Source organism: Sphingopyxis sp. CR5 (assembly GCF_059693785.1).
On record NZ_JCATIE010000007.1, the window covers coordinates 211,816 to 236,758 of the forward strand.

General features: G+C 66.0%; 28 protein-coding genes. 23 read left to right on the forward strand and 5 right to left on the reverse strand.

The annotated features are described in order from the left end of the window. The first annotated feature begins 99 nt into the window (after positions 1-99). The 8 genes from AC58D2_RS12810 (at position 100) to AC58D2_RS12845 (ending at position 8,122) form a co-directional block, all read left to right on the forward strand. Positions 100-1,866 carry a DUF4153 domain-containing protein gene (locus tag AC58D2_RS12810; protein WP_497390885.1) on the forward strand — a complete coding sequence of 589 codons (1,767 nt, stop codon included), beginning with the start codon at positions 100-102 and terminating at the stop codon, positions 1,864-1,866. Between the two features lie 66 nt (positions 1,867-1,932). Next, a complete protein-coding gene (gene gatC / locus AC58D2_RS12815; RefSeq protein WP_497390887.1) occupies positions 1,933-2,235 on the forward strand; it encodes an Asp-tRNA(Asn)/Glu-tRNA(Gln) amidotransferase subunit GatC in 303 nt (100 codons plus the stop codon). A 115-nt stretch (positions 2,236-2,350) separates the two neighbouring features. Then, on the forward strand, positions 2,351-3,832 hold the full coding sequence (gene gatA / locus AC58D2_RS12820; RefSeq protein ID WP_497390889.1) for an Asp-tRNA(Asn)/Glu-tRNA(Gln) amidotransferase subunit GatA: 1,482 nt from the start codon (positions 2,351-2,353) through the stop codon (positions 3,830-3,832). A 109-nt stretch (positions 3,833-3,941) separates the two neighbouring features. Continuing rightward, positions 3,942-5,408, forward strand: a complete 1,467-nt coding sequence (gene gatB / locus AC58D2_RS12825) for an Asp-tRNA(Asn)/Glu-tRNA(Gln) amidotransferase subunit GatB (RefSeq protein ID WP_497390891.1) — start codon at positions 3,942-3,944, stop codon at positions 5,406-5,408. A gap of 87 nt (positions 5,409-5,495) precedes the next feature. Beyond that, positions 5,496-5,942, forward strand: a complete 447-nt coding sequence (locus tag AC58D2_RS12830; RefSeq protein WP_497390893.1) for a MarR family winged helix-turn-helix transcriptional regulator — start codon at positions 5,496-5,498, stop codon at positions 5,940-5,942. Further along, positions 5,935-6,216, forward strand: coding sequence for an HPr-rel-A system PqqD family peptide chaperone (locus tag AC58D2_RS12835; RefSeq protein WP_497390894.1), 282 nt, complete (start codon positions 5,935-5,937; stop codon positions 6,214-6,216). The genes AC58D2_RS12830 and AC58D2_RS12835 overlap by 8 nt, the downstream gene beginning before the upstream one ends. Continuing rightward, positions 6,213-7,079 (forward strand): HprK-related kinase A, encoded by an 867-nt coding sequence (locus tag AC58D2_RS12840; protein WP_497390895.1) that lies wholly within the window; start codon positions 6,213-6,215, stop codon positions 7,077-7,079. Before AC58D2_RS12835 ends, AC58D2_RS12840 begins: the two co-directional genes overlap by 4 nt. A 5-nt stretch (positions 7,080-7,084) precedes the next feature. Next, the gene (locus tag AC58D2_RS12845; RefSeq protein ID WP_497391016.1) at positions 7,085-8,122 is read left to right on the forward strand and encodes a nucleotidyltransferase domain-containing protein; all 1,038 of its coding nucleotides are present in this window, start codon (positions 7,085-7,087) and stop codon (positions 8,120-8,122) included. Here the strand turns inward: AC58D2_RS12845 and AC58D2_RS12850 are convergent. After that, positions 8,086-8,751, reverse strand: coding sequence for an HAD-IA family hydrolase (locus AC58D2_RS12850; protein ID WP_497390897.1), 666 nt, complete (start codon positions 8,749-8,751; stop codon positions 8,086-8,088). The genes AC58D2_RS12845 and AC58D2_RS12850 overlap by 37 nt on opposite strands. A gap of 48 nt (positions 8,752-8,799) precedes the next feature. Between AC58D2_RS12850 and glmU the strand changes: the two genes are divergently transcribed. From glmU to AC58D2_RS12900, 10 genes are all read left to right on the forward strand, one after another. Continuing rightward, entirely contained in the window at positions 8,800-10,158 is a 1,359-nt protein-coding gene (gene glmU / locus AC58D2_RS12855; protein ID WP_497390899.1) for a bifunctional UDP-N-acetylglucosamine diphosphorylase/glucosamine-1-phosphate N-acetyltransferase GlmU, read from the forward strand. 4 nt (positions 10,159-10,162) lie between these two features. Then, the gene (locus AC58D2_RS12860) at positions 10,163-10,693 is read left to right on the forward strand and encodes a GNAT family N-acetyltransferase (protein WP_497390901.1); all 531 of its coding nucleotides are present in this window, start codon (positions 10,163-10,165) and stop codon (positions 10,691-10,693) included. A gap of 42 nt (positions 10,694-10,735) precedes the next feature. Further along, entirely contained in the window at positions 10,736-11,053 is a 318-nt protein-coding gene (locus tag AC58D2_RS12865; protein ID WP_497390903.1) for a hypothetical protein, read from the forward strand. Further along, positions 11,050-11,673 carry a Pr6Pr family membrane protein gene (locus tag AC58D2_RS12870; protein WP_497390905.1) on the forward strand — a complete coding sequence of 208 codons (624 nt, stop codon included), beginning with the start codon at positions 11,050-11,052 and terminating at the stop codon, positions 11,671-11,673. The genes AC58D2_RS12865 and AC58D2_RS12870 overlap by 4 nt, the downstream gene beginning before the upstream one ends. 30 nt (positions 11,674-11,703) lie before the next feature. Then, positions 11,704-11,928, forward strand: coding sequence for a ribbon-helix-helix domain-containing protein (locus AC58D2_RS12875; RefSeq protein WP_497390907.1), 225 nt, complete (start codon positions 11,704-11,706; stop codon positions 11,926-11,928). Further along, a complete protein-coding gene (locus tag AC58D2_RS12880) occupies positions 11,925-12,293 on the forward strand; it encodes a PIN domain-containing protein (protein WP_497390909.1) in 369 nt (122 codons plus the stop codon). The genes AC58D2_RS12875 and AC58D2_RS12880 overlap by 4 nt, the downstream gene beginning before the upstream one ends. A gap of 16 nt (positions 12,294-12,309) precedes the next feature. After that, positions 12,310-14,133 carry a glutamine--fructose-6-phosphate transaminase (isomerizing) gene (gene glmS / locus AC58D2_RS12885; RefSeq protein WP_497390911.1) on the forward strand — a complete coding sequence of 608 codons (1,824 nt, stop codon included), beginning with the start codon at positions 12,310-12,312 and terminating at the stop codon, positions 14,131-14,133. Then, positions 14,130-14,789, forward strand: a complete 660-nt coding sequence (locus AC58D2_RS12890; protein WP_497390913.1) for an HAD family hydrolase — start codon at positions 14,130-14,132, stop codon at positions 14,787-14,789. The genes glmS and AC58D2_RS12890 overlap by 4 nt, the downstream gene beginning before the upstream one ends. Positions 14,790-14,972: 183 nt before the next feature. Next, on the forward strand, positions 14,973-15,842 hold the full coding sequence (locus AC58D2_RS12895) for a dienelactone hydrolase family protein (RefSeq protein ID WP_497390915.1): 870 nt from the start codon (positions 14,973-14,975) through the stop codon (positions 15,840-15,842). A 145-nt stretch (positions 15,843-15,987) separates the two neighbouring features. After that, complete coding sequence (locus AC58D2_RS12900) at positions 15,988-16,995, forward strand: sensor histidine kinase (RefSeq protein WP_497390917.1); 1,008 nt, start codon at positions 15,988-15,990, stop codon at positions 16,993-16,995. A 4-nt stretch (positions 16,996-16,999) separates the two neighbouring features. Here the strand turns inward: AC58D2_RS12900 and AC58D2_RS12905 are convergent, their stop codons facing one another. Together AC58D2_RS12905 and AC58D2_RS12910 are read right to left on the reverse strand one after the other, a co-directional pair. Further along, positions 17,000-18,016, reverse strand: a complete 1,017-nt coding sequence (locus AC58D2_RS12905) for an aldo/keto reductase (RefSeq protein ID WP_497390919.1) — start codon at positions 18,014-18,016, stop codon at positions 17,000-17,002. 78 nt (positions 18,017-18,094) lie between these two features. After that, positions 18,095-18,685, reverse strand: a complete 591-nt coding sequence (locus AC58D2_RS12910) for a LysE family translocator (protein ID WP_497390921.1) — start codon at positions 18,683-18,685, stop codon at positions 18,095-18,097. A gap of 83 nt (positions 18,686-18,768) precedes the next feature. On the opposite strand from AC58D2_RS12910, the gene AC58D2_RS12915 reads away from it, so the two are divergent. Together AC58D2_RS12915 and AC58D2_RS12920 are read left to right on the forward strand one after the other, a co-directional pair. Next, on the forward strand, positions 18,769-19,212 hold the full coding sequence (locus tag AC58D2_RS12915) for an Lrp/AsnC family transcriptional regulator (protein ID WP_497390923.1): 444 nt from the start codon (positions 18,769-18,771) through the stop codon (positions 19,210-19,212). Between the two features lie 74 nt (positions 19,213-19,286). Continuing rightward, positions 19,287-20,273 carry an LLM class flavin-dependent oxidoreductase gene (locus AC58D2_RS12920; protein WP_497390925.1) on the forward strand — a complete coding sequence of 329 codons (987 nt, stop codon included), beginning with the start codon at positions 19,287-19,289 and terminating at the stop codon, positions 20,271-20,273. A 9-nt stretch (positions 20,274-20,282) separates the two neighbouring features. Here AC58D2_RS12920 and AC58D2_RS12925 read toward each other — a convergent pair whose 3' ends face one another. Together AC58D2_RS12925 and AC58D2_RS12930 are read right to left on the reverse strand one after the other, a co-directional pair. Then, complete coding sequence (locus AC58D2_RS12925; RefSeq protein ID WP_497390927.1) at positions 20,283-21,206, reverse strand: cation diffusion facilitator family transporter; 924 nt, start codon at positions 21,204-21,206, stop codon at positions 20,283-20,285. After that, positions 21,203-21,640: a hypothetical protein gene (locus tag AC58D2_RS12930; RefSeq protein WP_497390929.1), complete on the reverse strand. Its 438-nt coding sequence runs from the start codon at positions 21,638-21,640 to the stop codon at positions 21,203-21,205. The genes AC58D2_RS12925 and AC58D2_RS12930 overlap by 4 nt, the downstream gene beginning before the upstream one ends. 155 nt (positions 21,641-21,795) lie before the next feature. Between AC58D2_RS12930 and AC58D2_RS12935 the strand changes: the two genes are divergently transcribed. Genes AC58D2_RS12935 through hslO form a run of 3 tightly spaced genes read left to right on the forward strand, consistent with a single transcriptional unit; the run spans position 21,796 to position 24,817 of the window. Beyond that, on the forward strand, positions 21,796-22,983 hold the full coding sequence (locus AC58D2_RS12935; RefSeq protein WP_497390931.1) for an aspartate aminotransferase family protein: 1,188 nt from the start codon (positions 21,796-21,798) through the stop codon (positions 22,981-22,983). Then, positions 22,983-23,906, forward strand: a complete 924-nt coding sequence (gene argF, locus AC58D2_RS12940; protein ID WP_497390933.1) for an ornithine carbamoyltransferase — start codon at positions 22,983-22,985, stop codon at positions 23,904-23,906. The genes AC58D2_RS12935 and argF overlap by 1 nt, the downstream gene beginning before the upstream one ends. Continuing rightward, entirely contained in the window at positions 23,903-24,817 is a 915-nt protein-coding gene (gene hslO, locus AC58D2_RS12945) for an Hsp33 family molecular chaperone HslO (protein WP_497390935.1), read from the forward strand. Before argF ends, hslO begins: the two co-directional genes overlap by 4 nt. Positions 24,818-24,943 lie beyond the last annotated feature (126 nt).

Consider the following 24,943-nt stretch of genomic DNA (forward strand, 5'->3'; position numbering starts at 1 on the left):
GGGCCTGTCTTCGAGCTCCGACGCAGCGCGGGGCGCGAGGGCAGACTATGGATGCTGAAACAAGTTCAGCATGACGAGTTTAGGCGATAGATGTGGGGCATGACCGATGCACCTGCAACTCCGTCCACCCGCGAGTCGCCCCGCCCCGTCTCGGCGCGGCTCGATGCCGGCGATGCGCCATGGCCGCTGCGCCCGTGGATCATGGCGGCGATCTGCGCCGTCGCGGGACTGGCCTTTCATCATCTGATCGATCGCATATGGGACGCGCCCGCCGCGTCGGGGCGCAATGCGCTTGCGGCCTTCGTCGCGGTCGCGACGATCGTGTTCGTGCTGGGGGTCGAACGGCGCCGCTGGCATTGGGCTGCGGGCTTCGCCCTGCTTTGGGGCGCGGTGATCGGTCTCGTCACCTGGCATTCGGCGGGATATAACGCCAGCCATTCGCCGGTCGAATGGCCCTTCTGGTCGGGGATAGTCGCGGTGCTCGTCGCGACGCCGCTCTTCCAGACGCGGCGCGACGTCGCGCCCGACTGGCGTTTCTGGGCGCTGTGGCGGATGCCCTACGCGCGGATGCACGACCATGCGTGGACCGACGCGGTGATCGGCGCGGCGGCGCTCGCTTTCGTCGGGGTGAGCTTTCTGCTGACGGTGCTGATCGGCGAGATGTTCCACCTGATCGGTATCGACCTCATCCGCGACCTGCTCAACGACGAATGGTTCGGCTGGATGCTCGCGGGCGCGGCGTTCGGCGGTGCGGTCGGGCTGTTGCGCGAGCGTGACAGGCTCGTCGCGACGCTCCAGCGGCTGGTGATGATCGTGCTTGCGGTGCTCGCGCCGGTGCTCGCCGTGGCATTGGTCCTGTTCCTGCTGTCGCTGCTCGGCACCGGATTGCGAAAGCTGTGGGATGCGGGCTTTTCGACCGCGGCGTTGATGCTCGGCATTGCGGCCTTTGCCGTGCTGCTCGCCAATGCGGTGATCGGCAACGGAGCGGAGGATCGCTCCGAAAACCGGCTGCTGCACGGTGCGGCGGCGGTGCTTGCCGCTGCGGTATTGCCGCTCGCGGTCATCGCCGCGGTGTCGATGCGGCTGCGCATCCTGCAATATGGCTGGACGCCCGAGCGCCTGTGGGGCGTCATTGCGGTCGGGGTGGCGCTCGCTTATGGGATCGCGGGACTGATCGCGGTGGTGCGCGGCCGGCGCCTGTTCGACGAGGCGCTGCGCCCGCTGCAACAGAAGCTCGCGATCGGCCTGATGCTGCTCGCCGCGTTCCTGGCGCTGCCGATTCTCGATTTCGGCGCGATTTCTGCGCGCGACCAGTTGGCGCGGCTTCAGGCGGGGGCGGTTTCGGCCGATAAATTCGACTGGGCGGCGATGGCGTTCGATTTCGGTCCGGCCGGGCGGCGGGCGCTCGAGCGATTGGGGGCGTCGGGACCTGCGTCACGGGCCGACAAGGCGAAGGCCGCGTTGCGGGCGCAAAATCGCTGGGATATCACCGGACCGCGCGGGCCGGTTCTGTTGAAGCCTTTTGCCGAGCGGTTGCGTGTGATTCCGGCCGGGCAGGCCCTGCCACCCGCCGCACAGAAAGCGATCGAGGGCGGTTATATGTGCAGCCGCGCCGCCGCCTGCGTCGCGGTCCGGCTCGGCGACGATCGGATCGGCGTTCTGGGACAGGGCGAACCGGGCGCGGCGGTCGATTCCTATATCCTGACCCGTGACGAAAAGGGGCTGTGGCGGCAGGATGACGGTTTCTATCAGAAACCGGAAGCGCGGCCTGGCGTCGATCTGTCCAAGGCGAATATCGCGGTCGAGACGGTGCAGCGCCGCCGGATCGCGGTCGACGGGGTGCCCGAATCGGTGCCTTTCGAATAGCGCGCGCTTGATGCAGACGGGGCGGGGTGCTAGCGGCGCGGCGTCTCCCGTAAAGGCAGGATAAGAATGGCAATCGATCAGGCAACGGTAAGGAAAATCGCGTCGCTGGCGCGCATCGCGATCAGCGATGCGGAAGCGGCCGGACTCGAAGGCGAACTCAACAACATCCTCGGCTGGGTCGAGCAGCTCGGCGAGGTCGATGTGACCGGGGTCGAGCCGATGACCGCGGTGATCCCGAACACGCTGCGGCTGCGCGACGATGTCGTCGATGCCGACCCGCTGACCGGCGGGGGGCGCCGTGACGACGTCCTCGCCAACGCGCCCGAGCCGCAGCATGGCTTTTTCGGCGTGCCGAAGGTGATCGAATGATGCGCCTTGCCCTTTCTCCGTTCGCCCTGAGCTTGTCGAAGGGCCGTTTTTCTCTTCACCGTTCGACCAAGAAAGAACGGTGCTTCGACAAGCTCAGCACGAGCGGGTTTGGGAAATGACCGATCTTACGAATCTAACAGTAGCCCAGATCCGCGACGGCCACCGCGCGGGCGATTTTTCGGCCGTCGAGGTCGCCGAGGTATTCAACGCGAATGTCGCCGCGGCCAAGGCGCTCAACGCCTTCATCGTCGAGACGCCCGAGCTGGCGATCGAGGCCGCGAAGGTCGCCGATGCCGATCGCGCCGCGGGAACGCTGAAGCCGCTGTCGGGCGTGCCGATCGGGATGAAGGACCTGTTCGCGACGAACGGCGTCCAGACGACCGCCGCGAGCCATATGCTCGAAGGTTTCGTGCCGCGCTACGAATCGACCGTGTCGCAGAAATTGTGGGACGCGGGCTGCGGGATGCTCGGCAAGCTCAACCTCGACCAGTTCGCGATGGGCTCGTCGAACGAGACGAGCTATTTCGGCAACGTCATCTCGCCGTGGAAGCGCAACGACGGCGGGAATGCGGCGCTCGCGCCGGGCGGCTCGTCGGGCGGTTCCTCGTCGGCAATCGCGGCGCGGCTGTGCCCCGCGGCCACCGGCACAGACACCGGCGGCTCGATCCGCCAGCCCGCGGCCTTCACCGGTATCTCGGGGATCAAGCCGACCTATGGCCGCTGCTCGCGCTGGGGCATCGTCGCCTTCGCGAGCTCGCTCGATCAGGCGGGGCCGATGGCGCGCGACGTCCGCGACTGCGCGATCATGCTCGAGAATATGGCGGGCTTCGATCCCAAGGACGCGACGAGCCTCGACATGGCGGTGCCGAACTGGGAAGCGGCCTTGTCGAGCGACCTCGCCGGCAAGACCGTCGGCATTCCCAGGGAATATCGCCTCGAAGGCATCGACCCCGACATCGACGCGATGTGGGACGCCGGCATCGCGATGCTGAAGGATGCGGGGGCCGAAGTGGTGGAGATCAGCCTGCCGCACACCAAATATGCGCTGCCCGCTTATTATATCATCGCACCGGCGGAGGCATCGTCGAATCTCGCGCGCTATGACGGCGTGCGCTACGGTTTGCGCGACCTGCCGCAGGGTGCGGGGCTGCAGGACATGTACGCCGCGACGCGCGCCGACGGCTTCGGGCCGGAGGTGAAGCGCCGCATCATGATCGGCACCTATGTGCTCTCGGCGGGCTTCTACGACGCCTATTACACGCAGGCGCAAAAGGTGCGGACGCTGATCTCGCGCGACTTCACCGCGGCGTTCGAGACATGCGACGTGATCCTCGCGCCAACCGCGCCGTCGGCGGCGTTCGGGCTCGGCGAAAAGACGTCCGACCCGCTCGCGATGTATCTCAACGACGTGTTCGCGGTGCCCGCGAGCCTCGCCGGGCTGCCCGCGATGTCGGTCCCCGCCGCGCTGAACCGCGAAGGGCTGCCGCTGGGCTTGCAGATCATCGGTAAGGCGTTCGACGAGCAGGGCGTGCTCAACGCCGGGCTGGCTATTGAAGAGCGGGCGGGCTTTACGGCGCGGGCGGAGAAATGGTGGTAATTCAGCCGCGTGCCCCTGCGAAGGCAGGGGCCCATCTCCGGATGGTGCAAGGTTGAAGCGGCAGGTGATGGGTCCCTGCCTTCGCAGGGACACACTGAGGATTTGAATGATGTCTGACTATCGCATCAAGGGTGAAACCGGCGAGTGGGAGGTCGTGATCGGCCTCGAGGTCCATGCGCAGGTCACCTCCAACGCCAAGCTGTTCTCGGGCGCCGCGACGGCCTTCGGGGCTGAGCCCAACACGCAGGTCAGCCTCGTCGATGCCGCGATGCCCGGCATGCTCCCCGTGCCGAACCGCGAGTGCATCCGTCAGGCGGTGCGCACCGGCATGGCGATCAAGGCCGAGATCAACAAATGGTCGCGCTTCGACCGCAAGAATTATTTCTACGCCGATCTGCCGCAGGGTTACCAGATTTCGCAGCTCTATCATCCGCTTGTCGGCGAAGGCTCGCTGCATATCGAGGCCGATGAAAAGGCCGGAATCGCTGCCGACAAGGTGATCGGAATCGAGCGCATCCACGTCGAACAGGACGCGGGCAAGCTGATGCACGATCAGCATCCGACGATGTCCTTCGTCGACCTCAATCGCTCGGGTGTCGCGCTGATGGAGATCGTGTCGAAGCCCGACATGCGCTCGCCCGCCGAAGCCGGGGCCTATGTCCGCAAGCTGCGTGCGATCCTGCGCTATGTCGGCTCGTGCGACGGCAATATGGAAGAAGGCTCGATGCGCGCCGACGTCAACGTCAGCGTGCGCAAGCCCGGCGACCCCTTTGGCACGCGCACCGAGACGAAGAACGTCAACTCGGTGCGCTTCGTCATGCAGACGATCGAATATGAAGCGAAGCGCCAGGTCGAGGTGCTGGAGGCCGGCGGGACGGTCGATCAGGAAACCCGCCTCTTCAACCCCGACACCGGCACCACGCGCACGATGCGGTCGAAGGAAGACGCGCACGACTATCGCTATTTCCCCGATCCCGACCTGTTGCCGCTCGAGCTCGACGATGCGTTTTTGGCCGAGTGCCGCGAGTCCTTGCCCGAACTGCCCGATGCCAAGCGTGCGCGTTACCTGGGGCTGGGCATTTCGGCCTATAACGCCGACGTGCTGACCGCCGAGGTCGAAAATGCGCGCTGGTTCGACGCGCTGCTCGAAACCGGCGCCGAGCCCAAGGCGGCGGCGAACTGGGTGACGAGCGAGCTGTTCGGCGCGCTGAACCGGCTCGGCAAGGACATCGGCGACTGCCCGGTGACCCCGGCGCAGGCGGGCGAACTGCTCGGCCTCGTCGCCGACGGCACGATTTCGGGAAGCATCGCGAAGCAGGTGTTCGAGATCATGCTCGAAACCGGCGATGCCCCCGCGAAGATCGTCGAGGACAAGGGGCTGAAGCAGACGAGCGACACCGGCGCGATCGAGGCGGTGATCGCCGATGTGCTGGCGAACAACCCGAACCAGCTCGAACAGTATCGCGGCGGCAAGGAAGCCTTGTTCGGCTTCTTCGTCGGCCAGACGATGAAGGCGATGCAGGGCAAGGCCAATCCTCAGGTCGTGAACGAGCTGCTCAGGAAGGCGCTGGGCTGACGCGCGCCGCGGCGAATGACGGGGCGGGACCGATATCGCGCGGATTCGGGGCTTGCGGGGAACCCTTGCCGCGATAGGATGTGCGATATGGCTGCCAAGACGCTGAACCTCGACCAGTTCCTGCCCTATCGCCTGTCGATCGCGTCGAACGCGCTGTCGGAGCGGATTGCCGAAGAATATCAAAGCCGGTTCGGGCTCAAGATCCCCGAATGGCGGCTGATGGCGGTGCTCGGCGAAGGCCGGCCCAAGACGCAGCGCGAACTCGTCGCCGCGACGCGGATGGACAAGGTGACGGTGAACCGCGCGGCAAAGGCGCTCGCCGACCGCCAGCTTATCGCGCGGCAGGCGCACGAGGCCGATGGGCGCTCGCACCATCTGGCGCTCACCGCGACCGGGCGCTCGCTCTACGATGCGATCGGTCCCGCCGCGCTCGCGACCGAGGAACGGCTCGAATCGCATATCAGCGCCGCCGAACGCCGGACGCTGATGGCGATCCTCGCAAAGCTGATCAAAGCCGCCGAAGACTATGATTGAGCCGCGCTACCGCGCCGCGCCGCCGGAGGCGCTGCGCGTCGAGCCGTTGGGCGATCTGACCGCGATCTTCGACCGCCGGTCGGTCCAGACGCACCTCGTCGTTTCGCCGATGCACGAAATATTGGCGGCGATGGGCGACGAACCCTGCGACGCGGCGACCCTCGCCGCGCGGCTTGCCGCCGAATTCGAGGTCGAAGCCGAGGGCGATGTCGGCGCCATCGTCGCCGAACGTTTGCACGAACTCGCCGCGCTCGGACTGGTCGCCCCGGCGTGAGGCACAGCACGCGCATCGCGGTCGGTCCGGTGCAATTTCGTGTCGGCAGCGATTGGGCAGCGCCGGTCGCGGCGCTCGACCGGCTTTATGCTGCATATCCGAACGACTCCGCTCGCCCCGCCGATGCGACGGTGCGGTTGTTCGCGGCACGGCCGTGGCGACGCTGGCTCCGCCCGTCGGTGCATATCGGCGGCGACTATGTCGTTCCCGACGCATTGCCGCTGCCGCTTTCGATGGGTCTGCTTGCGGCCGAAATGGGGATGAATTTGCAGGTCGCGCTCGGCTGGCGCCGCCACCTGCTGCTGCATGCGAGCGCGGTCGCGCGGGATGGACGCGCGGTGATCATGTCGGGGGCCTCGGGATCGGGAAAATCGACCCTCGCGGCGCTGCTCGGCGAAGGCGACTGGCGCCTTATGGGCGATGAATTCACGCTGATCGCGCCCGACAGCGGCGACGCTTTCGCCTTTCCGCGCGCGGTGAGCCTGAAAAACCAGGCGATTGCCGAACTGGCCGGGCGGGTCGACCCGGAGCGGCTCGGGCCGTTGCTCGCGGGCACGCCCAAGGGCGACATCCGTCACCTGGTCCCGCGCGCGAACGCGATCGAGGCGATGCACGAGCCCGCACGGCCCGCCTTGCTCCTTTTCCCGCGCTTCGGCGGCGACGTGGCGATCGAACCGATGGGCGCGGGCGAGGCGTTCGTGCGGCTGACCGAGGCGTCGACGAACTATATCGCGCTCGGCGAGGCTGGCTTCGACGCGCTGACGCGGCTGGTGCGCGAGGTGCCGGCGTTCGCCATTGCCTATCCCGACAGCGCGAGCGGCATGACCCTGGTCGAAGACTTGTGGGCGGAGGCGGTGCGGTGAGCGCGATGCAGGTCTTGGCCGAGCTGTTTGCCGGACGCCGCGATCCGGCCGGGCTGATCCCGCGCGACTGGGACGGGGTGATCGGTGTGGCACGCGCGGAGGCAATGCTGGCGACGCTTGCGCACCGGCTGGCCGATGCGGTGCTTCCCGGGCCGGTCGCCTCCTTGCTCGCCGACCAGCGCCGCGCCGCTGCGGTGGCGACGAAGCAGGCGCTGTGGGAGGCCGAGATGGCGCGCCGCGCGCTCGCGCCCGAACGGATCGAATTCGTGCTGCTGAAAGGCACCGCCTATGCCGCCGCAGGCCTCTCTTGCGCGGTGGGACGGCAGATCGGCGATCTCGACATTCTCGTCGGCTGGCAGGATCTGGCGCGCGCCGAAAATGCGCTGCTCAAGGCGGGGTGGGAGTGGGTGAAGTCCGACCCCTATGACGACGCCTATTATCGCGAACATATGCACGAGCTGCCGCCGCTCATTCACGGGGGCCGCGACCGCATGATCGACGTTCACCACACGATCCTGCCGCGCACGCACCGCAAGACGCCCGATCCGCTCGCGATGCTCGCCGATGCGGTACCGACTGCGGACGGATTTGCGGTACTGTGCCCGACCGACATGGTCTGCCACTGCGCCGCGCACCTGCTCGCCGATGGCGATCTACAGGGGGGGCTGCGCAACCTGTGGGACTATCATCGCCTCGTCAGCGATTTCGCCGCCGCCGATCCGGGGTTCTGGGGAAAGCTCGACGGACGCGCCGACCAGCACGGGCTGCGCAGCGAAGTACGCCGCGCGGCGCGGCTCGCCCGCGACCTCTATGGCACGGCGCTGCCCTCGGGATGGGATAGCCACGACAGGACCGACGGCTGGTTCCGCCGCCGGCTGCTCGCGCGCGACGATTGGGGGCGGCCGAGCGATTTCCTGCTCCAGCAGGCGTTCTACATCCGCTCGCACTGGCTGCGCATGCCGCCGGCGATGCTCGCGCGCCATTTGTGGACCAAATGGCGCAAGGGTCACAATCCGGCGAGCAGCGGCACCAGCTCGGCATAGTCGCCGATAACATGGTCGGCGCCCAGCGGCTGAGCGGGGGCGTGAACCGCGGCAAAGCGCACCTCGACGCTGACCGTACCGGCGCCGCGCGCCGCCATGACGTCATAGATGCTGTCGCCGACAAAGGCGGCGCGCCCGCCGCCGCACGCCTCGATCATCGCAAGGATCGGCGCGGGGGAGGGCTTGGCCTTGCCGGGGCCAAGCGTGTCGCCGCCGATGATCGCCGCCATGCGGTCGGCCAGTCCGATTTCGGCCAGCAGGATCCGCGCCAGGCGCTCGAGCTTGTTGGTCATCACCGCGGTCTTCACGCCGAGCGCCGCGAGCCGGTCGAGCGCTTCGATCACGCCGGGGAAGGGGCGGCTGTGCACCGCGATATGCGCCTCGTAATAGCGGAGCAGTTCGTCATAGAGATGCGCCTGATCGGCAGGCGCGCCGCCCGTGGCGGCCAGCGCCTGGTCGAGCAGGTGCGCGCTGCCCAGCCCGGTCATCGGCCGCACCTCCTCGACGCCGAGCGGCGGGCGCCCTGCCAGCCCGAGCGCATGGTTCAGCGCGGCCGTAATGTCGCCCGCGGTGTCGGAGAGCGTGCCGTCGAGGTCGAAGCCGACGATGGCGAAGGGAAAATCGTGCATCGCGGGCGACATGCCGCGTCGCTATGGAATCCGCAAGGATTTGCTGGCATGGCAGCGCGCATGAGCAACGCGATCGCCGCCGTCATCCTCGCCGCGGGCAAGGGCACCCGCATGAAGTCCGACCTGCACAAGGTGCTGCACCCGATCGCCGGGCGTCCGATGCTGATGCACCTGATGGCGAGCGTCGACGAACTGTCGCCGACGAAAAAGGTGGTCGTCGTCGGCGACCGGGCCGACCAGCTCGAAGCCGCGTTGAACGGGACCGCCGCGCTTGCGGTGCAGGAGCCGCAGCTCGGCACCGGCCATGCCGTGCAACAGGCCGAAACGGCGTTGTCGGGTTTCGACGGCGACGTTCTGATTCTCTATGGCGACGTGCCGTTCGTGCCGTCGGCGACGATGCGTGCGATGATCGAACGGCTCAACGCACCCGACGCGCCGGCGGTCGTCGTTCTCGCGTTCGAGCCCGCCGACCCGCTGCAATATGGCCGTGTCATCACCGAAGGCGACCGCGTGGTAAAGATGGTCGAGCACAAGGACGCGACCGACGCCGAGCGCGCGGTACGGCTGTGCAATTCGGGGCTGATGGCGGCGAAGGCGCGCGACCTGTTCGCATTGCTCGCGCGCGTCACAGACGACAACGCGGCGAAGGAATATTATCTCGTCGACATCGTCAACATCGCCAATGCCGACGGGCGGCATTGTGCCGTTGCGAGGACGGACCCGGCCGACGTCGCCGGGATTAACAGCCGCGCCGAACTCGCCGCCGCCGAGGCGCAGTGGCAGGCGTTCAGGCGCGAGGAGGCGATGGCGGGCGGCGCCTCGCTGCGCGCGCCCGAAACCGTCTGGTTTTCCTGGGATACCGAGCTTGGCCGCGACGTGACGATCGAGCCCAATGTCGTCTTCGGCCCCGGGGTGAAAATCGCCGACAATGTCATCGTCAAGGCCCATAGCCATATCGAGGGTGCAACGATTGCGACGGGGTGCGAAGTCGGCCCGTTCGCGCGCCTCCGCCCCGGCACGATCCTCGGCGAAAAGGCGAAGATCGGCAATTTCGTCGAGACCAAGAAGGCCGAACTCGGCAAGGGGGCCAAGGCCAATCACCTGAGCTATCTCGGCGACGTCAGCGTCGGGGCGAACGCCAATATCGGCGCCGGCACGATCACCTGCAATTACGACGGCTATTTCAAATATCGCACCGAGATCGGGGAAAACGCCTTCATCGGATCGAACAGCGCGCTTGTCGCGCCGGTCAGGATCGGGCGCGAAGCGATCGTCGGGGCGGGCAGCGCGGTGACGCGCGACGTCGCCGACGGCGAACTGCGGCTCGTGCGCGGCGAACAGCTCGTCAAGCCGGGCTGGGCCGATCGTTTCCACGACGCGATGCGCAAGAAGAAGGCGGAGAAATAGGCACATGGCGGCGCCGACCCTGGCGACCGGTCGCCTGGTGCTGCGCCAGCTGCGGCACGACGATGCCGAAGCGCTTTTCCCCGTCCTCTCCGACGCCGAGGTGATGACCTGGTGGTCGAGCGGTCCGCACGCCACGGTCGACGAAACGCGCGATTATCTGCGCTTCAACGCCGCCGAGGGAGAGGGGCATCTGTGCTGGGCGATCACGCTCGCGGGCGATGACACGGCGCTTGGCTGGGTGATCCTGATCGAGCGGCGCGAAGGCGTCGCGGAAGTCGGCTATATCCTCGCGCGCGGGCATTGGGGCCGCGGGATCGCGCGCGAGGCGGTCAAGGAAATCATCGACTTCGGGTTTGAACATCTGGGCCTAAGGCGTATCTACGCCGACACCGATCCCGACAATTCGGGATCGATCGCGCTGCTCGAGCGACTGGGATTCCAGCGCGAAGGGCGGCTTCGCGGCGAATGGCTGACCCACATCGGGGTGCGCGATTCGCTGATCTTCGGGATGTTGCAGGGTGAACGGCCGGCTTGAGTCTTCGCTTTGGGGTACCCCCTTCCAACGGGAGACATGACTATGAGCGATCGCTACGACGGCAAATCTTTCCTGATTCTGATAGACGCCTGGGTGCTCGATGCGATCGGTCACCTTGACGCCGACTGGCAGGCGACGGTCGCCGCGATGGAGCCACAGCTGCAACAGACCTTTGGCGGCACCGGCACGTGGCAGGACATCGTCGCCGAGCAGATGAAGTTTCCCGCCGACCTCGGCGGGCAGATCGAGCGCATCTGGCTGGACGGCAAGGCACGGTTCGAGGAAGCGCGCGGCGAGGCGCCCGACCCGGTGGCCTTTGCGCAAATGTTCGTCGACAAGAATTTCCAGCGCGCCGAATGACCCGCGCGGGGCGCCTTGCCTACGCCGCGAGCGCGCTCGTGGCGTGGGGCGCCCTCGCGCTGCAATTCGCGCTGCTGGCGGCTCAGTTCGTGCAGGAGGGGCACTCGCTTGCCGCGGCGTTATGGCGGTTCCTCGGCTTTTTCACGATCCTGACCAACCTCTTTGTCGCGATCGTCGCCACCGCGGCGGCGCTCGCTCCCGCCCACAGATTGGCTTCGCCGCGCATCCGCTTCGCCGCACTCGTTGCGATCCTGCTCGTCGGCCTCATTTATTCGCTCGCCCTTCGGCACATCTGGTCGCCCGAGGGGTGGCAGGCGATTGCCGACCACGCGCTTCATGACGCGTCGCCCGTCGCGTTCCTCGTCGCCTGGCTGGTCGGGTCGCATCGCCGGCTCGCATGGCGCGACGCGGGCGGCGCGCTGCTCTTTCCCTTCGCCTATTTCGTCTATGCGATGGCGCGGGGGGCCGTCGACGGCTGGTATGCCTATTATTTCCTCGATCCGTCACAGCTCGGGGCGCTTCAGATGGGGGGCAGTTTCGTGGCGATCCTGGGCGCGACCCTCTTTCTCGCGCTGCTTCTGATCGCCGCCGACCGGACATTATCGCCGGCGACGACTTGATTTGATATCAATATATGATATCAAGATAGCATGCGCTTTCTTGCAGATTTGCCCGACGATCATGTCGAATGGCTCGATGCCGAGGCGGCGGCGCAAGGTGTATCGCGCGCCGAGCTCGTCCGGCGGGCGGTCGCCGCCTATCGCGCCGAAGCGTCGGTGGATGCCATCGATCGCGCATTCGGCCTCTGGAAGGACCGCGACGACGTCGGCGACGGGTTGAAATTCCAGCGCCGCCTGCGGGGCAAGCGCGAATGATCGACGCGCAGTTCGACAGCGACATCCTGATCGACGCGCTCAACGGCATCGATGCCGCGCGGGTCGAGATCCGCCGCGCCGGCCGCAAGAGCATAAGCCGGATCAGCTGGACCGAAGTCATGGCCGCCGCCGATTCCCGGACGCTGCGCGCGGTCGAGGCCTTTCTCGGCTGCTTCCGGGTGGAAGAGGTCGGCGACGCGGTCGCACGCCGGGCGGCGGCGCTGCGCGCCGAGCGCAAGGGGCTGACGCTGTGCGATGCGATCGTCCTGGCGACGGCGCAAATCGGCGGACGCATCCTCGTTACACGCAATATCAAGGTGTTTCCGGCAGCAATGCCGGGTATTCGCATCCCCTACACGCTCTGAACGAAAGCCAAGACCCATGTGCGGAATTATCGGAATCATCGGCCGGGACCAGGTGGCGGACCGCCTCGTCGACGGGCTCAGGCGCATGGAGTATCGCGGCTATGATTCGGCCGGGGTTTGCACGGTCGAGGACGGCGCGTTGATCCGGCGCCGCGCCGAGGGCAAGTTGAACAATCTGGTCAGGGAACTCGCGGGCAATCCGGCGCCCGGAACCGTCGGCATCGCCCATACGCGCTGGGCGACCCACGGAGCGCCGACGACCAGCAACGCGCACCCGCATGCGACGGGTGACGTTGCACTCGTCCACAACGGAATTATCGAGAATTTCAAGCCGCTGCGCGAGGCGCTGACCGCGCGCGGCCGCACATTTGAAAGCGAGACCGATACCGAGGTCGTCGCGCACCTCGTTTCCGAACAGGTAGAGGCGGGCAAGTCGCCGCAGGAGGCGGTGCAGGCGGTGCTGCCGCAACTGCGCGGCGCTTTCGCGCTGGCGATCGCCTTTCGCAGCCATCCCGACCTGCTCATCGGCGCTCGGCTCGGCTCGCCACTCGTCGTCGGCTATGGGGACGGGGAGACCTATCTTGGTTCGGACGCGCTGGCGCTTGCCCCGCTGACTCAGAAAATCGCCTATCTGGAGGAAGGCGACTGGGTCGTCATTACTCGCGATGGCGCGCAAATCTACGATGCCGGCAACAATCCCGCGACGCGTGAGATTACCACGTCGGGCGTCACGGCCGCGGCGGTGGAAAAAGGCAATTATCGCCACTTCATGCAAAAGGAGATCTTCGAGCAGCCGACGGTGGTTGCGCAGACGCTCGCTTCCTACATCCGCCCGCTCGAACAGACGGTCGCGCTGCCGCAGATGGATTTCGACCTGGCCGGCATCGACCGCATCACCATCGTCGCGTGCGGTACCAGCTTCTATGCCGGGATGGTCGCCAAATACTGGTTCGAAACCTTCGCGCGCGTTCCCGTCGACATCGATGTCGCGTCGGAGTTCCGCTATCGCGACCCGGTGCTGCAACCCGGCGGGCTCGCGCTCTTCATCTCGCAGTCGGGGGAGACCGCCGACACGCTTGCCGCGCTGCGCCACTGCAAGGCCGCGGGACAGACGATCGCGGTCGTCGTCAATGTTCCGACCAGCAGCATGGCGCGCGAAGCCGACCTGCTGCTCCCGACCCATGCCGGGCCAGAGATCGGGGTCGCCTCGACAAAGGCCTTTACGTGCCAGCTTGCGGTGCTGGCGGCGCTCGCGGCGCACCTCGCGCTCAAGAAGGGCAAGCTGGCGGTCGGGGACGAGCGCGATATCGTCCGGCATCTGATCGAAGCACCCGCCGCACTCAATGCCGCGCTCGGCCATGACGAGGACATCGCCGCAATGGCGCATCTTGTCGCGCCGGCGCGGGACGTGCTCTATCTCGGTCGCGGTCCCGATTATCCGCTCGCGCTCGAAGGGGCGCTGAAGCTCAAGGAAATTTCCTATATCCACGCCGAGGGCTATGCCTCGGGCGAGATGAAGCACGGCCCGATCGCGCTGATCGACGAAGCGGTGCCGGTGATCGTCCTCGCGCCCAGCGGTCCGCTGTTCGAAAAGACGGTCAGCAACATGCAGGAGGTGATGGCGCGCGGCGGCAAGGTCGTCCTCATCAGCGATGCGGAGGGGCTGTCCGAGGCCGGCGATGGCTGCATGGCGACAATCGAAATGCCCAAGGTCCACCCACTGATCGCGCCGCTCGTCTATGCGGTGCCGGTGCAACTGCTCGCTTATCACGTCGCGGTGGCAAAGGGGACCGACGTCGACCAGCCGCGCAACCTGGCAAAGTCGGTGACGGTGGAGTGACGCCCGCCGCCATCATTTTCGATTTCGACGGCGTGGTCGCCGACAGCGAGGTTCGCGCGAACCGGACGCTCGCCGAAAGCCTGAGTGCGATCGGGCTGCCCACGACCTATGAGGACTGCCTGCGCGACTATTATGGTCATAACTGGCAGGAGACGCAGCGGCGGATCGAGGCGCGCTTCGGGCGGTCGCTTCCCGCCGACTTTCGCGAACGGCACCGCGAGCGGGCACGGGCTCGTTTTGCGGAAGGGTTCGGGCCGGTGCCGGGGGCGCCGGAATTTCTGGCGACGCTCGGCACGATGCCGCGCGCGATCGCTTCGTCGAGCAGTCCCGACTATATCGCCATGTCGCTCGACCGCTTCGACCTTGCGCATCATTTCGGCGCGCATGTCTACAGCGCCGATGGTTGGGCGCGCGGCAAGCCGCACCCCGACATCTATCTGGCCTCGGCAGAAGGGCTGGGGGTCGATCCGGCGCAATGCCTTGCGATCGAGGATTCGCCGACCGGTGCGCAGGCGGCCCTCGCAGCCGGCATGACCGTGATCGGCTTTTGCGGTGCGGGCCATATCGCCGACCGCGCCGCGCACGGCGCGATGCTGCGCGACGTCGGGGTGCACCATGTCGCGCATCGCTTCGACGAGATCGCCGTTAACGCCTGACGTTCGGCGGCGGCGGACCGACGCCGGAGAAAAACCGCTGTCCTGCAAGGCATTGGTCGGTTAGCCTGCCTGTCGAGGCGAAGGCCGGCCGGACTGATGCGCAACCTTCGCACGCGATGCGAATTGCGAGTGAAGTTGCGCAGTTTTCCGTGCCCTTTCGTGAAGCCCTGAAGGAGAGAGACGATGTGCGATGCAATCACCGAAGCCGACCTCGACCGGGCAGGGTTGCCGGTGCGGCGACGCGCATTCGGGGCGCTCGTCGGCGCCGGGGCGATCGCTTCGATGCTGCCCACGGCGGCGTGTGCGGCGGGCGCGGTAAAGGGTCGCGACGTCAGCATCGCGACCGAGGACGGGACAGTCGACGCCTATTATGTCGCGCCGGGCGAGGGTACGCACCCCGGCGTGTTGATGTGGCCCGATATCCGCGGCCTGCGCCCCGCCTTTCGCCAGATGGCCGACCGGCTCGCGGGTGACGGCTATGCGGTGCTGTGCGTCAATCCCTTCTATCGCTGGGCAAAGGCGCCGGTGGTCTATTCGGGGCATGATTTCGACGATCCGGGCGTGCGCGACACGCTGTTCGGCTATCTGCAAAAGCTCGACAAGGCCGCGGTGCAAAGCGACGCGAAGGCGCATCTCGCCTTTCTCGACGAACAGAAGGAAGTCGATGCGGACCGCAAGCTCGGCACCGTCGGCTATTGCATGGGCGGTCCGATGACGATCTGGACCGCGTCGCTGAGGCCCGACCGCGTCGCTGCGGCGGCAAGTTTTCATGGCGCGCGCGTCGCGACCGACGCCTCCGACAGTCCGCACCTGCTGATCCCCGAGACCAAGGCGGGCTATCTTTTCGCGATCGCCGATAACGACGACCAACAGGACCCCGCGTCGAAAGACCGCCTGAAAGCCGTGCTCGACCCCCGTCCCGAATGGCATGAGGTGGAAGTCTACAAGGGCGCTCTCCACGGCTGGTGCCCGCCCGACGGTCGCGCCTATGACGAGGACGCGGCGGAGAAAGGCTGGGGCCGGATGCTCGCGCTGTACCAGGCGACGCTTTGAAGCGTTCGCGGCGGGCCTGTGGGCAGGGCGCCACCGTGAGCCGGAATGCCCGCTTATGCGCGTGTTTGACCCGCGAGGCGGGATCCAATTTATCACGCTAGATTATGCGCTTGCGGGAAAGGTGCGCGGCGCTTAGCGTCGGCCGATGCGGGATATAACGCGACTTGATGCGATCGACATGGTCCCGCAGGTCCGGGCGACGACCGTGCAATGGATCGTCGCCCTTGGCATGGTGGCTTTTGCGATCGCCAGCCGCCTGCTTGTCGACCTGCTTTTCCCCGGAGCGGCGCCCTATGCGATCAACGTGCCCGCGGTACTCGCCGCGACGCTGATCGGCCGGCTCCGCGCCGGGATGATCACCCTGGTCCTGACGTCGATTATCACCTGGTATGCAGTAGTGCCGATCCAGTTCAGCTTCCGGTTCCTCGCACCGTCGGATGCGCCGCGAACGCTGGTGAACATCGCCACCAGCCTGATCCTCGTGCTGCTTGCCGAGTTCGGGCGTCGCAGTTTCCGCGACCTGCTGCACGAGCGGGAGGCGCGTATCGACGAACGCGACATGCTGCTGCGCGAGGTCGATCACCGGGTAAAGAATAATCTTGCGGTGCTGGCGAGCCTGCTACGTCTGCAACAGCGCGAAACGCCCCACGACGAGGTACGGATCGCGCTGGAAAAGGCGGCGAACCGGGTCCACAGTCTCGCGGCGGCCTATGAAAATCTTCACTATGACGGCGGCGACGTTGCGGTGGTGCGGCTCGACGAATTTCTCGACCGACTGTGCCGGTCGCTTGCCCAGGCGCTGGCAATTGGCGACAGCGTAAGGATCGTCGTCACCGCGGACCGCTGCCTTCTGGCCCGCGACCGCGCCTCTGCGGTAGGGCTGTTCGTGAACGAAGCGGTCACGAACGCGGTGAAGCATGCGTTCGCCGCCCGTCCCGGCGGGACGATCCGCGTGAGTTTGAAAGGCGACCAGGGTCATGCGACTCTGACCGTGGCGGACGACGGGGTCGGACTGCCCGACGGCGACATTCGCGACGGGGCGAAGGGCCACAAGTATCTGGAAGCCTTTGCGACGATCGCGCGCGCGCGGATGACATCGGATAGCGACGCAACGGGAACCTGCTACACGCTGACCCTCGACGAGATGCCTTGAGGGGTTATCCCATCGGGTAGAGAATGTCCTTGCCCACCTGATGAAGCGATTTCATCACATCGTCGCCAAGTACCAGGTCCATCGCGTCGAGGATGGGATCGAGCTGACCTTCGGCGCTGACCCCGACTATCGTCGAGGCAACGAAATCATGTTGTTTCGACCAGGCGGTCGCCATCGTCACCGGATGCAGCCCCGCCTCTTCGGCAATCGCCAGATAGCGTTCGGTCGCGGCCAGGCTCTTGTCGTTGACGAAGCGGCGGCCCATCGCCGCCTGTCGACCTTCCATCGCCAGATAGCGCGAGAAGCGGGCGCCTTCCGGTTTGGCCCCGCCCTGATATTTCCCCGACAACACGCCGCCGGCGAGCGGCGAATAGGGGATCAGGCTGACGCCTTCCTGGCGGCATATCTGCGCCAGATCGTCCTCGAAGCGACGGTTGTTGAGGCTGAAATTATTCTGGATCGTGTGGTAGCGTGCAATGCCCAGCTTTTCCGACGCTGCGAGCGATTTCATAAGCCCCCAGCTTGTTTCGTTCGAGCAGCCGAGGATACGCACCTTGCCCTCGCGCACCAACTCGTCGAGTGCGTCCATCATCTCGTCATAGGGCGCGTCATGGTCGGGCCAGTGCGTCTGATAGAGGTCGACATAGTCGGTCTGGAGCCGGGTCAGGCTGCCTTCGATCGCGGCGCGGATATGGTGACGATCGAGCGCCGTGGTGCCGCCGCGGCACGGCGACTTGAACCAGACGTGGCTCGGGCCCGACACCTTGGTGGCCAGGATGATCGCGTCGCGGTTCTTGGTCTTCAGCCAGCGCCCGACGATCTCTTCGGTTCGTCCGACCCACTTGGCGTCGGGCGGGACCGGATAGCCTTCCGCGGTATCGTAGAAATTGATCCCCGCTTCGAAACAGCGATCGAGAACCCGGAAAGCGGCCGCTTCGTCGGTCTGGCTGCCAAAGGTCATCGTTCCCATGCAGATGTCGGACACATGGATGGCGCTCTGGCCGAGGCGGCGGCTTTTCATGGGCTCTCTTCTCCGGTCGCTTGTGGGCGGGAGCCCGTCCATAGGTTGCAAGGCGCAACCTTGCAATCGAGCAAAGGGTCAGAGCAGCAGTGCCAGCGAGCCGACGAGCAGCGCAGCCATCGTCCAGTTGAACGCACGCAGCCGCCCCGCCGTCGACAGCCAGCCGCGCAGCGCGGTCCCCATCACTGCCCATGTGCTGCAAGAGGGGAGGTTGATGACGCCGAAGACGAGCGCGACGAGCGCGATCGCGGAGAGATTGCGGTCGGGCGCGTACAGCGCGATCGCGGTCAGCGCCATCGACCAGGCCTTGGGATTGACCCACTGGAAGAGCATGGCCTGCACAAAGCTCATCGGCTTGCCGCCCGTGCCGCTCCGGGTTTCGGGGGGCGCCGCGTTCGCGATCTTCCACGCGAGCCAGAGCAGATAGGCGATACTCACGGCCTTCAGAATCGTGCCGAGCGCCGGGAAGAGATCGAAAAGCCCCATCAGCCCGACACCGACCAACAGGATCATCAGCATGAAGCCAAGTCCGACGCCAAGCGCGTGCGGTACGGTCCGGCGCAGGCCGAAATTGGCGCCGGATGCCATCAGCATCATATTGTTCGGCCCGGGCGTGATCGACGAGACAAAGGCGAAAGCCGAAAGGGCGAGGAGAGCGGTCTGGTTCATAAGACGCAATATAATGGCGATTATAACGCAACGGATTGCAAAGATGGCGGTCAATGCTCTATAATTTGCAATTAATGAGCAATATGGACGCAATTGATCGCAATATATTGCGGGAATTGTCGCGCGACGGGCGCGTGTCCAATATCGAACTCGCCGATCGCGTGGGCCTGTCGCCCTCGGCCTGTCTGCGGCGCGTGCAGGAGTTGGAGCGCCGGGGGGTCATCCAGGGCTATCGCGCGGTACTCGATCCGGCGAAGCTGGGGCTCGGCTTCATCGCCTATGTTACCGTCGGTCTGTCGTCGCACACCAAGGCGTCGCAGGCAGGGTTCGAGGCGGCGATGGCCGAGGCGCCCGAGGTGCGCGAATGCCACAATATCACCGGCACGATCGAATATTTGCTGCGCGTCGAGACCGAAAATCTCTCCACTTACAAGCATTTCCATACCGAAGTGCTCGGCGTGCTGCCGCAGGTTCATTCGATCACCACCTATGTGCTGATGGATTCGCCGAAGGATGAGCGGGCGTAAGCGACAGACCCCTCCTCTGAAGAGGAAGGGCTTTGCGCCTTGAACCGCCGCCCCACCCACCGCATATCGGTTTCATGCCGAAACTTTCCTTCCTCGACCTCGTGCCCGTCACCGACACCGGCACGATCGCCCAGTCGCTTGCCAATGCTGCGGACCTCGCGGTGCATGCCGAAGCTCTGGGCTATCATCGATACTGGGTGGCCGAACATCACGGCATGACGGGCATCGCAAGCGCGGCGACCGCGGTGGTGCTCGCGCATATCGGCCACGCCACGAAGAGCATTCGTATCGGCGCGGGCGGGATCATGCTGCCCAATCATGCGCCGATGGTGATCGCCGAACAGTTCGGGACGCTTGAGGCCCTGTTCCCGGCGCGCGTCGACCTGGGGCTCGGCCGCGCGCCGGGGTCGGATCAGCGCGTCGCGCAGGCGCTGCGGCGCACGCTGGCTAGCGACGAGCGACAATTTCCGCAGGATGTCGTCGAATTGCAGGCATTCCTTGCCGGCGACGAGCAGCTCGGCATTCGTGCGGTGCCGGGGGCGGGTACGCGTGTACCGCTGTGGATTCTGGGGTCGAGCCTGTTCGGCGCGCAGCTCGCGGCCGCGCTCGGGCTCCCCTATGCGTTCGCCAGCCATTTCGCACCCGACGCGCTCGACGAGGCGCTCGACATCTATCGCCGCCAGTTCAAGCCTTCGGAACAGCTGTCGGAACCCTATGCGGCGGCGGCCTTCAACGTTTTCGCGGCCGACACGCGCGAGGAGGCCGAACTTCTGGCCTCGTCGCAGCAACAGGCGTTCGTTGCCCTGCGCACCGGAAATCCGGGCAGGATGAAGCCGCCGCTTGCGGGCTACAAGGACAGTTTGCCGCCGAATGCCCGCGCAATACTCGACCACGTCCTTCAATGCTCGGCGATCGGCACGTCCGAGGACGTCCGCCAGGGACTTAAGGAATTCGGCGAACGCACCGGGGTCGACGAGGTGATCGTCGCCTCGTCGATGTATGACCCCGCGGCTCGCAAGCATTCGCTCACGCTCGCGATGGAGGCGGCGTCTTCGCTTTAGGAACTCGGGCTACGCCGGCGGGTCCTGCGGTTCGGGACGAAAGCTGAGGCTGGCGAGACGCCACGCGTGCTCGGGGGGCATCAGGTCTTCGGCCTTGGGCACCGGATCGGGGGAGGGGCAATCGACCTCTGCCGCTATATAGCGTCCGGTCTCGCGCAGCCGCACACTCACATCGCCATAGCGGTCCCTGAGCGTCTCGAGCAGCCTGTCCGCATCTTCAGAGATTGCGTTCGAGGCCAGCTCTCGCGGGGTGCCGTCGGCCAGTTCGGCGACCGCCTGACGCAGTGCGCCGACCGCGTCCTTTACGATCGATGCGGCGATAAACAGCGCGGCGGTCGAATCGGCCCACCACCAGCCCAGTCCGATTCCCAGGATTCCGGCGATCCCGGCGAGCCCCGTCTGCCAGTCGGCCTTTTGCATCAACGCGTCGGTATGAAGCACCTTGTCCTTGATGCGTTCGGCCACGGGCTGCTTGATCCGGCCGAGAATGATCGGCGGCACGACGGAATAGAGGAGCGCGCCGATCATCAGCCAGCCGAGCCATATCGTATGGCCGAACAGCGTGACGCCGCCGACCGTCGGATGCTCCTGCCGCAACAGGGTGGTCGCGCTTTCATAGATCAGGAACGCTCCGACCGAGAGCAGCGCGGTTGCGGCGATCAGGAAGGCCAGGCTGTTGCCGCGGCGATAGCCGAACGGAAAGCGGCGGTTGGGTTGGCGCCGTTCCCAGCGCACCGCGAGCAGGAAGACGACCGCGGGAACCAGGCTCAACACATCCTCGATGACCGCCGATTTCATCGCCTGGCTGGCCCCCATCGTAAGCCACATGAGGAGGACGACCCCCGCCATCCAGAACAAGGTCCACCACTCGAGCCGTTCGCCGTGGCGCACATCGTCGGCGATCACGTCGGGGATGCCGCCATGCAGGCTCATTGGGCCGACCCGGCGACGAGGCGGTCGGTCGCGAGCACCAGCGCATTCTCGCCGTTGCGCCGGGCGATGCGCAGCACGGGATGCCGGCCGTCGCTCGGCTCGGTCCGGCCGACCGCCTTCGACAGCGCGATGTCGGTTTTCCAGGGCGATGCCTTGGCGAAATGGCCGACGACGGCATCGATCCGCCCGTCCTCCAGTCCGCGCAGCGCATGTTCGCCATGCGTTTCGACTTTGGCGATCCGCGCACCATGGACGCGAGCATAGTCGGCAAGCAGGGCAAGCGCCGGGGCCGCATCGGGCGTGTCGGGCATCACGGCCACCCGCATTCGCCCGCTCGCTTCGATCCGGTCGGTGGTCCCCGCGGCATCGCGCGGCATCGTGTCGCATGCCGCAAGCGCGAGCGGGAGGATAAGGAAGGGCAGCAGGCGGAGCATCGCGGGTGATACGCCGTCGCCCCGGCTTGGTTGCATGGGTCGCCGCGCCGCCGTGTTGACGCGGCTTCGGCAGCGGCAGTATAGGAGCGGCCCAATCATGGGCGGCCCGGATGGGGTCGCCTTTTTGCTTTATCTGTTCACGAAAGGTGCAAGCCATGTCGATCACGCCGCTGATGCCCGTCTATCCCCGGTGCGGTGTGCGTCCGGTGCGCGGCGAGGGAGCCTATCTGATCGGCGAACGCGACGAGCGCTACCTGGACTTCGCGAGCGGGATCGCGGTGAACCTCCTCGGCCACGGGCATCCGCACCTGACGCAGGCGATCCAGGAGCAGGCGGCGACGCTGATGCACGTATCCAACCTCTATGGCAGCCCGCAGGGCGAAGCCTTTGCGGCGCGGCTCGTGAACAACACATTCGCCGATACGGTTTTCTTCACCAATTCGGGCGCCGAAGCGGTGGAGTGCGCGATCAAGACCGCGCGGGCCTATCATTCGAGCGCGGGCAATCCCGAAAAGCATAACCTGATCACGTTCAACAACGCGTTTCACGGCCGCACGCTCGGGACGATTTCGGCGACGAACCAGGAAAAGCTGCGCAAGGGTTTCGACCCGCTGCTGCCCGGTTTCGCTTATGCGCCGTTCGACGACATCAATGCCGCGCTGGACCTGGTCGACGACAATACTGCGGGCTTCCTTGTCGAGCCGATTCAGGGCGAAGGCGGGGTCCGCCCCGCGTCGCAGCCCTTTCTTCAGGCGCTGCGCGATATCTGCAACGAGCGCGACATGATGCTGGTATTCGACGAGGTACAGTGCGGCGTCGCGCGCACGGGCACGCTCTATGCGTATGAGCAATACGGCATCGCGCCCGATATCATGGCCACGGCAAAGGGTATCGGCGGCGGATTTCCACTCGGCGCCTGCCTTGCGACCGAAAAGGCGGCACGCGGCATGGTGATCGGCACCCACGGGTCGACCTATGGCGGCAATCCGCTCGCGATGGCGGCCGGCCAGGCCGTTTTCGACGTCGTGCTGGAAGAGGGGTTCCTCGAACAGGTCAAGGCGACCGGCGACCGGCTGCGCGGCGCGCTCGAGCAGCTTATCCCGAACCATGACGACCTGTTCGACAGCGTCCGTGGCATGGGGTTGATGCTCGGGATCAAGATGAAATCCGAAAGCCGTCCCTTCGTTGCCCATCTGCGCGACAATCACGGCTTGCTGACGGTCGCCGCGGGGGACAATGTCGTGCGTATCCTGCCGCCGCTCAACATCGAACAGAGCCACATCGACGAGTGCATCGAGAAATTGTCGGCGGGGGCGGCGAGCTATACGCCGCCGGAAGGCTGATGCGGCATTTCCTGAACCTGTCCGACGCGGGCGGCGATGCCGTCGCCGCGATGCTGTCCGATGCCGTCGACCGCAAGGCCGCGCGCGCCGGCTGGCCGAAGGGGCGTGTCGATGCCGACGCGCCGCTCGCCGGACACGTCCTCGCGATGATCTTCGAGAAGAATTCGACGCGTACGCGCGCGTCGTTCGACATGGCGATGCGCCAGCTCGGCGGCAGCGCGATGATCATGGAGGCGGGGTCGATGCAGCTTGGCCGCGGCGAAACGATCGCCGACACCGCACGTGTCCTGTCGCGCTATGTCGACGCGATCATGATCCGTACCGACGATCATGCAAAGATCGAGGAACTCGCGGCGCATGCCAGCGTACCGGTGATCAACGGCCTGACCGACTTGTCGCATCCGTGCCAGATCGTTGCCGACCTGCTGACCCTGGTCGAAAATGGCAAGGCGTTGCCGGGACTGGAACTCGCGTGGCTCGGCGACGGGAACAATGTGCTCGCTTCGTTGATCGAGGCGGCGGGGCTGTTCGGGTTCAATATCCGCGCCGGCGTGCCGCAGGGTTATGAGCCGGAGGCGGCTTTCGTCGAGGCGGCGCGCGCGAAGGGGGCACGGATCGATATCGTCCGCGACGCGCGCGTGGCGGCCGCCGGGGCCGATGTCGTCGTCACCGACACCTGGGTGTCGATGGGGCAGGACCACGCCCACAACAAGCTCGCGGCAATGGCCCCCTATCAGGTCGACGAAGCACTGATGGGCGAAGCGAAGGGCGACGCGCTCTTTCTCCACTGCCTGCCTGCACATCGCGGCGAAGAAGCGGTCGACGCGGTGATCGACGGCAACCAGTCGCGTGTGTGGGACGAAGCGGAAAATCGTGTCCATGCGCAGAAGTCGGTTTTGCTCTGGGCCCTGGAAAAGCTGTGAGCGAGACGAACGAAACCTGGTTCGACCAGCCATTGCTGTTCACGATCGCCGGCCGCCATGTTCGCGGACGACTGGTGCGGTTGGGTCCGGTGCTCAATAGGATCATGGCCGCGCACAACTATCCGCCGGCGGCGGAGAAGCTGCTCGCGGAGGCGCTCGCACTCACGGTCCTGCTCGGATCGACGCTCAAGGATGCGGGAAGCCAGCTGACGCTGCAGGCGCAGACCGGAGGCGGGCCGGTCGAATTGCTCGTGTGCGACTACAGGGATGGCGAACTGCGCGGCTATCTGAAGTTCGATGCGGAGCGGCTTGCCGAAGTCGGCAGCGACCCCACGCTCTTCGCGTTGTTCGGCGAAGGGTTCCTGGCCATTACCTTCGACCAGGCCGCGAGCGGCGAGCGTTATCAGGGAATCGTTCCTCTGGAAGGCGCGTCGATCGGCGATGCCGCCGAACATTATTTCGAGCAATCGGAGCAGATACCCAGCCTCGTCCGCTTGTCGTCGCGGCACGATGCCGAAGCGGGATGCCTTGCCGGTGGACTGTTGCTCCAGCACCTGCCCGAGGGCGAGGTCGGTCGCGACCGCTTGCACGTGCGGCACGACCATCCCGAATGGGAACATGCGCGCACGATCGCGGAAACGCTGAAACCAGAGGAAATTACCGACCCCGCGACGTCGCTCGAAACGCTGGCCTGGCGTCTTTTCCATGAGGAGGAGGTGCGGATCGAAGCGGGCGAGCGGGTGTCGCGAGGATGCCGGTGCAGTGTCGATTATTTTGCGGGCGTACTGGCCAAATTCCCCGAAAGCGAACGCCGCGACATGGCCGACGAGTCCGGCTTGATCCAGGTCGATTGCGCCTTCTGCTCGCGGATTTTCCCGATCCCGCTCGACGAAATTTCCGTCCCCACCTGACACATTTTTCGTCGCCGGATATCGGCGAGTCGAGGCGTTTGGGGGTCAAGCGGTTGAAAAGAGGCGGGGGCATTGCTATTTGCGCGATGCGGGGTCGCATTTTTGCCCAAGGGCATCAATGGACAG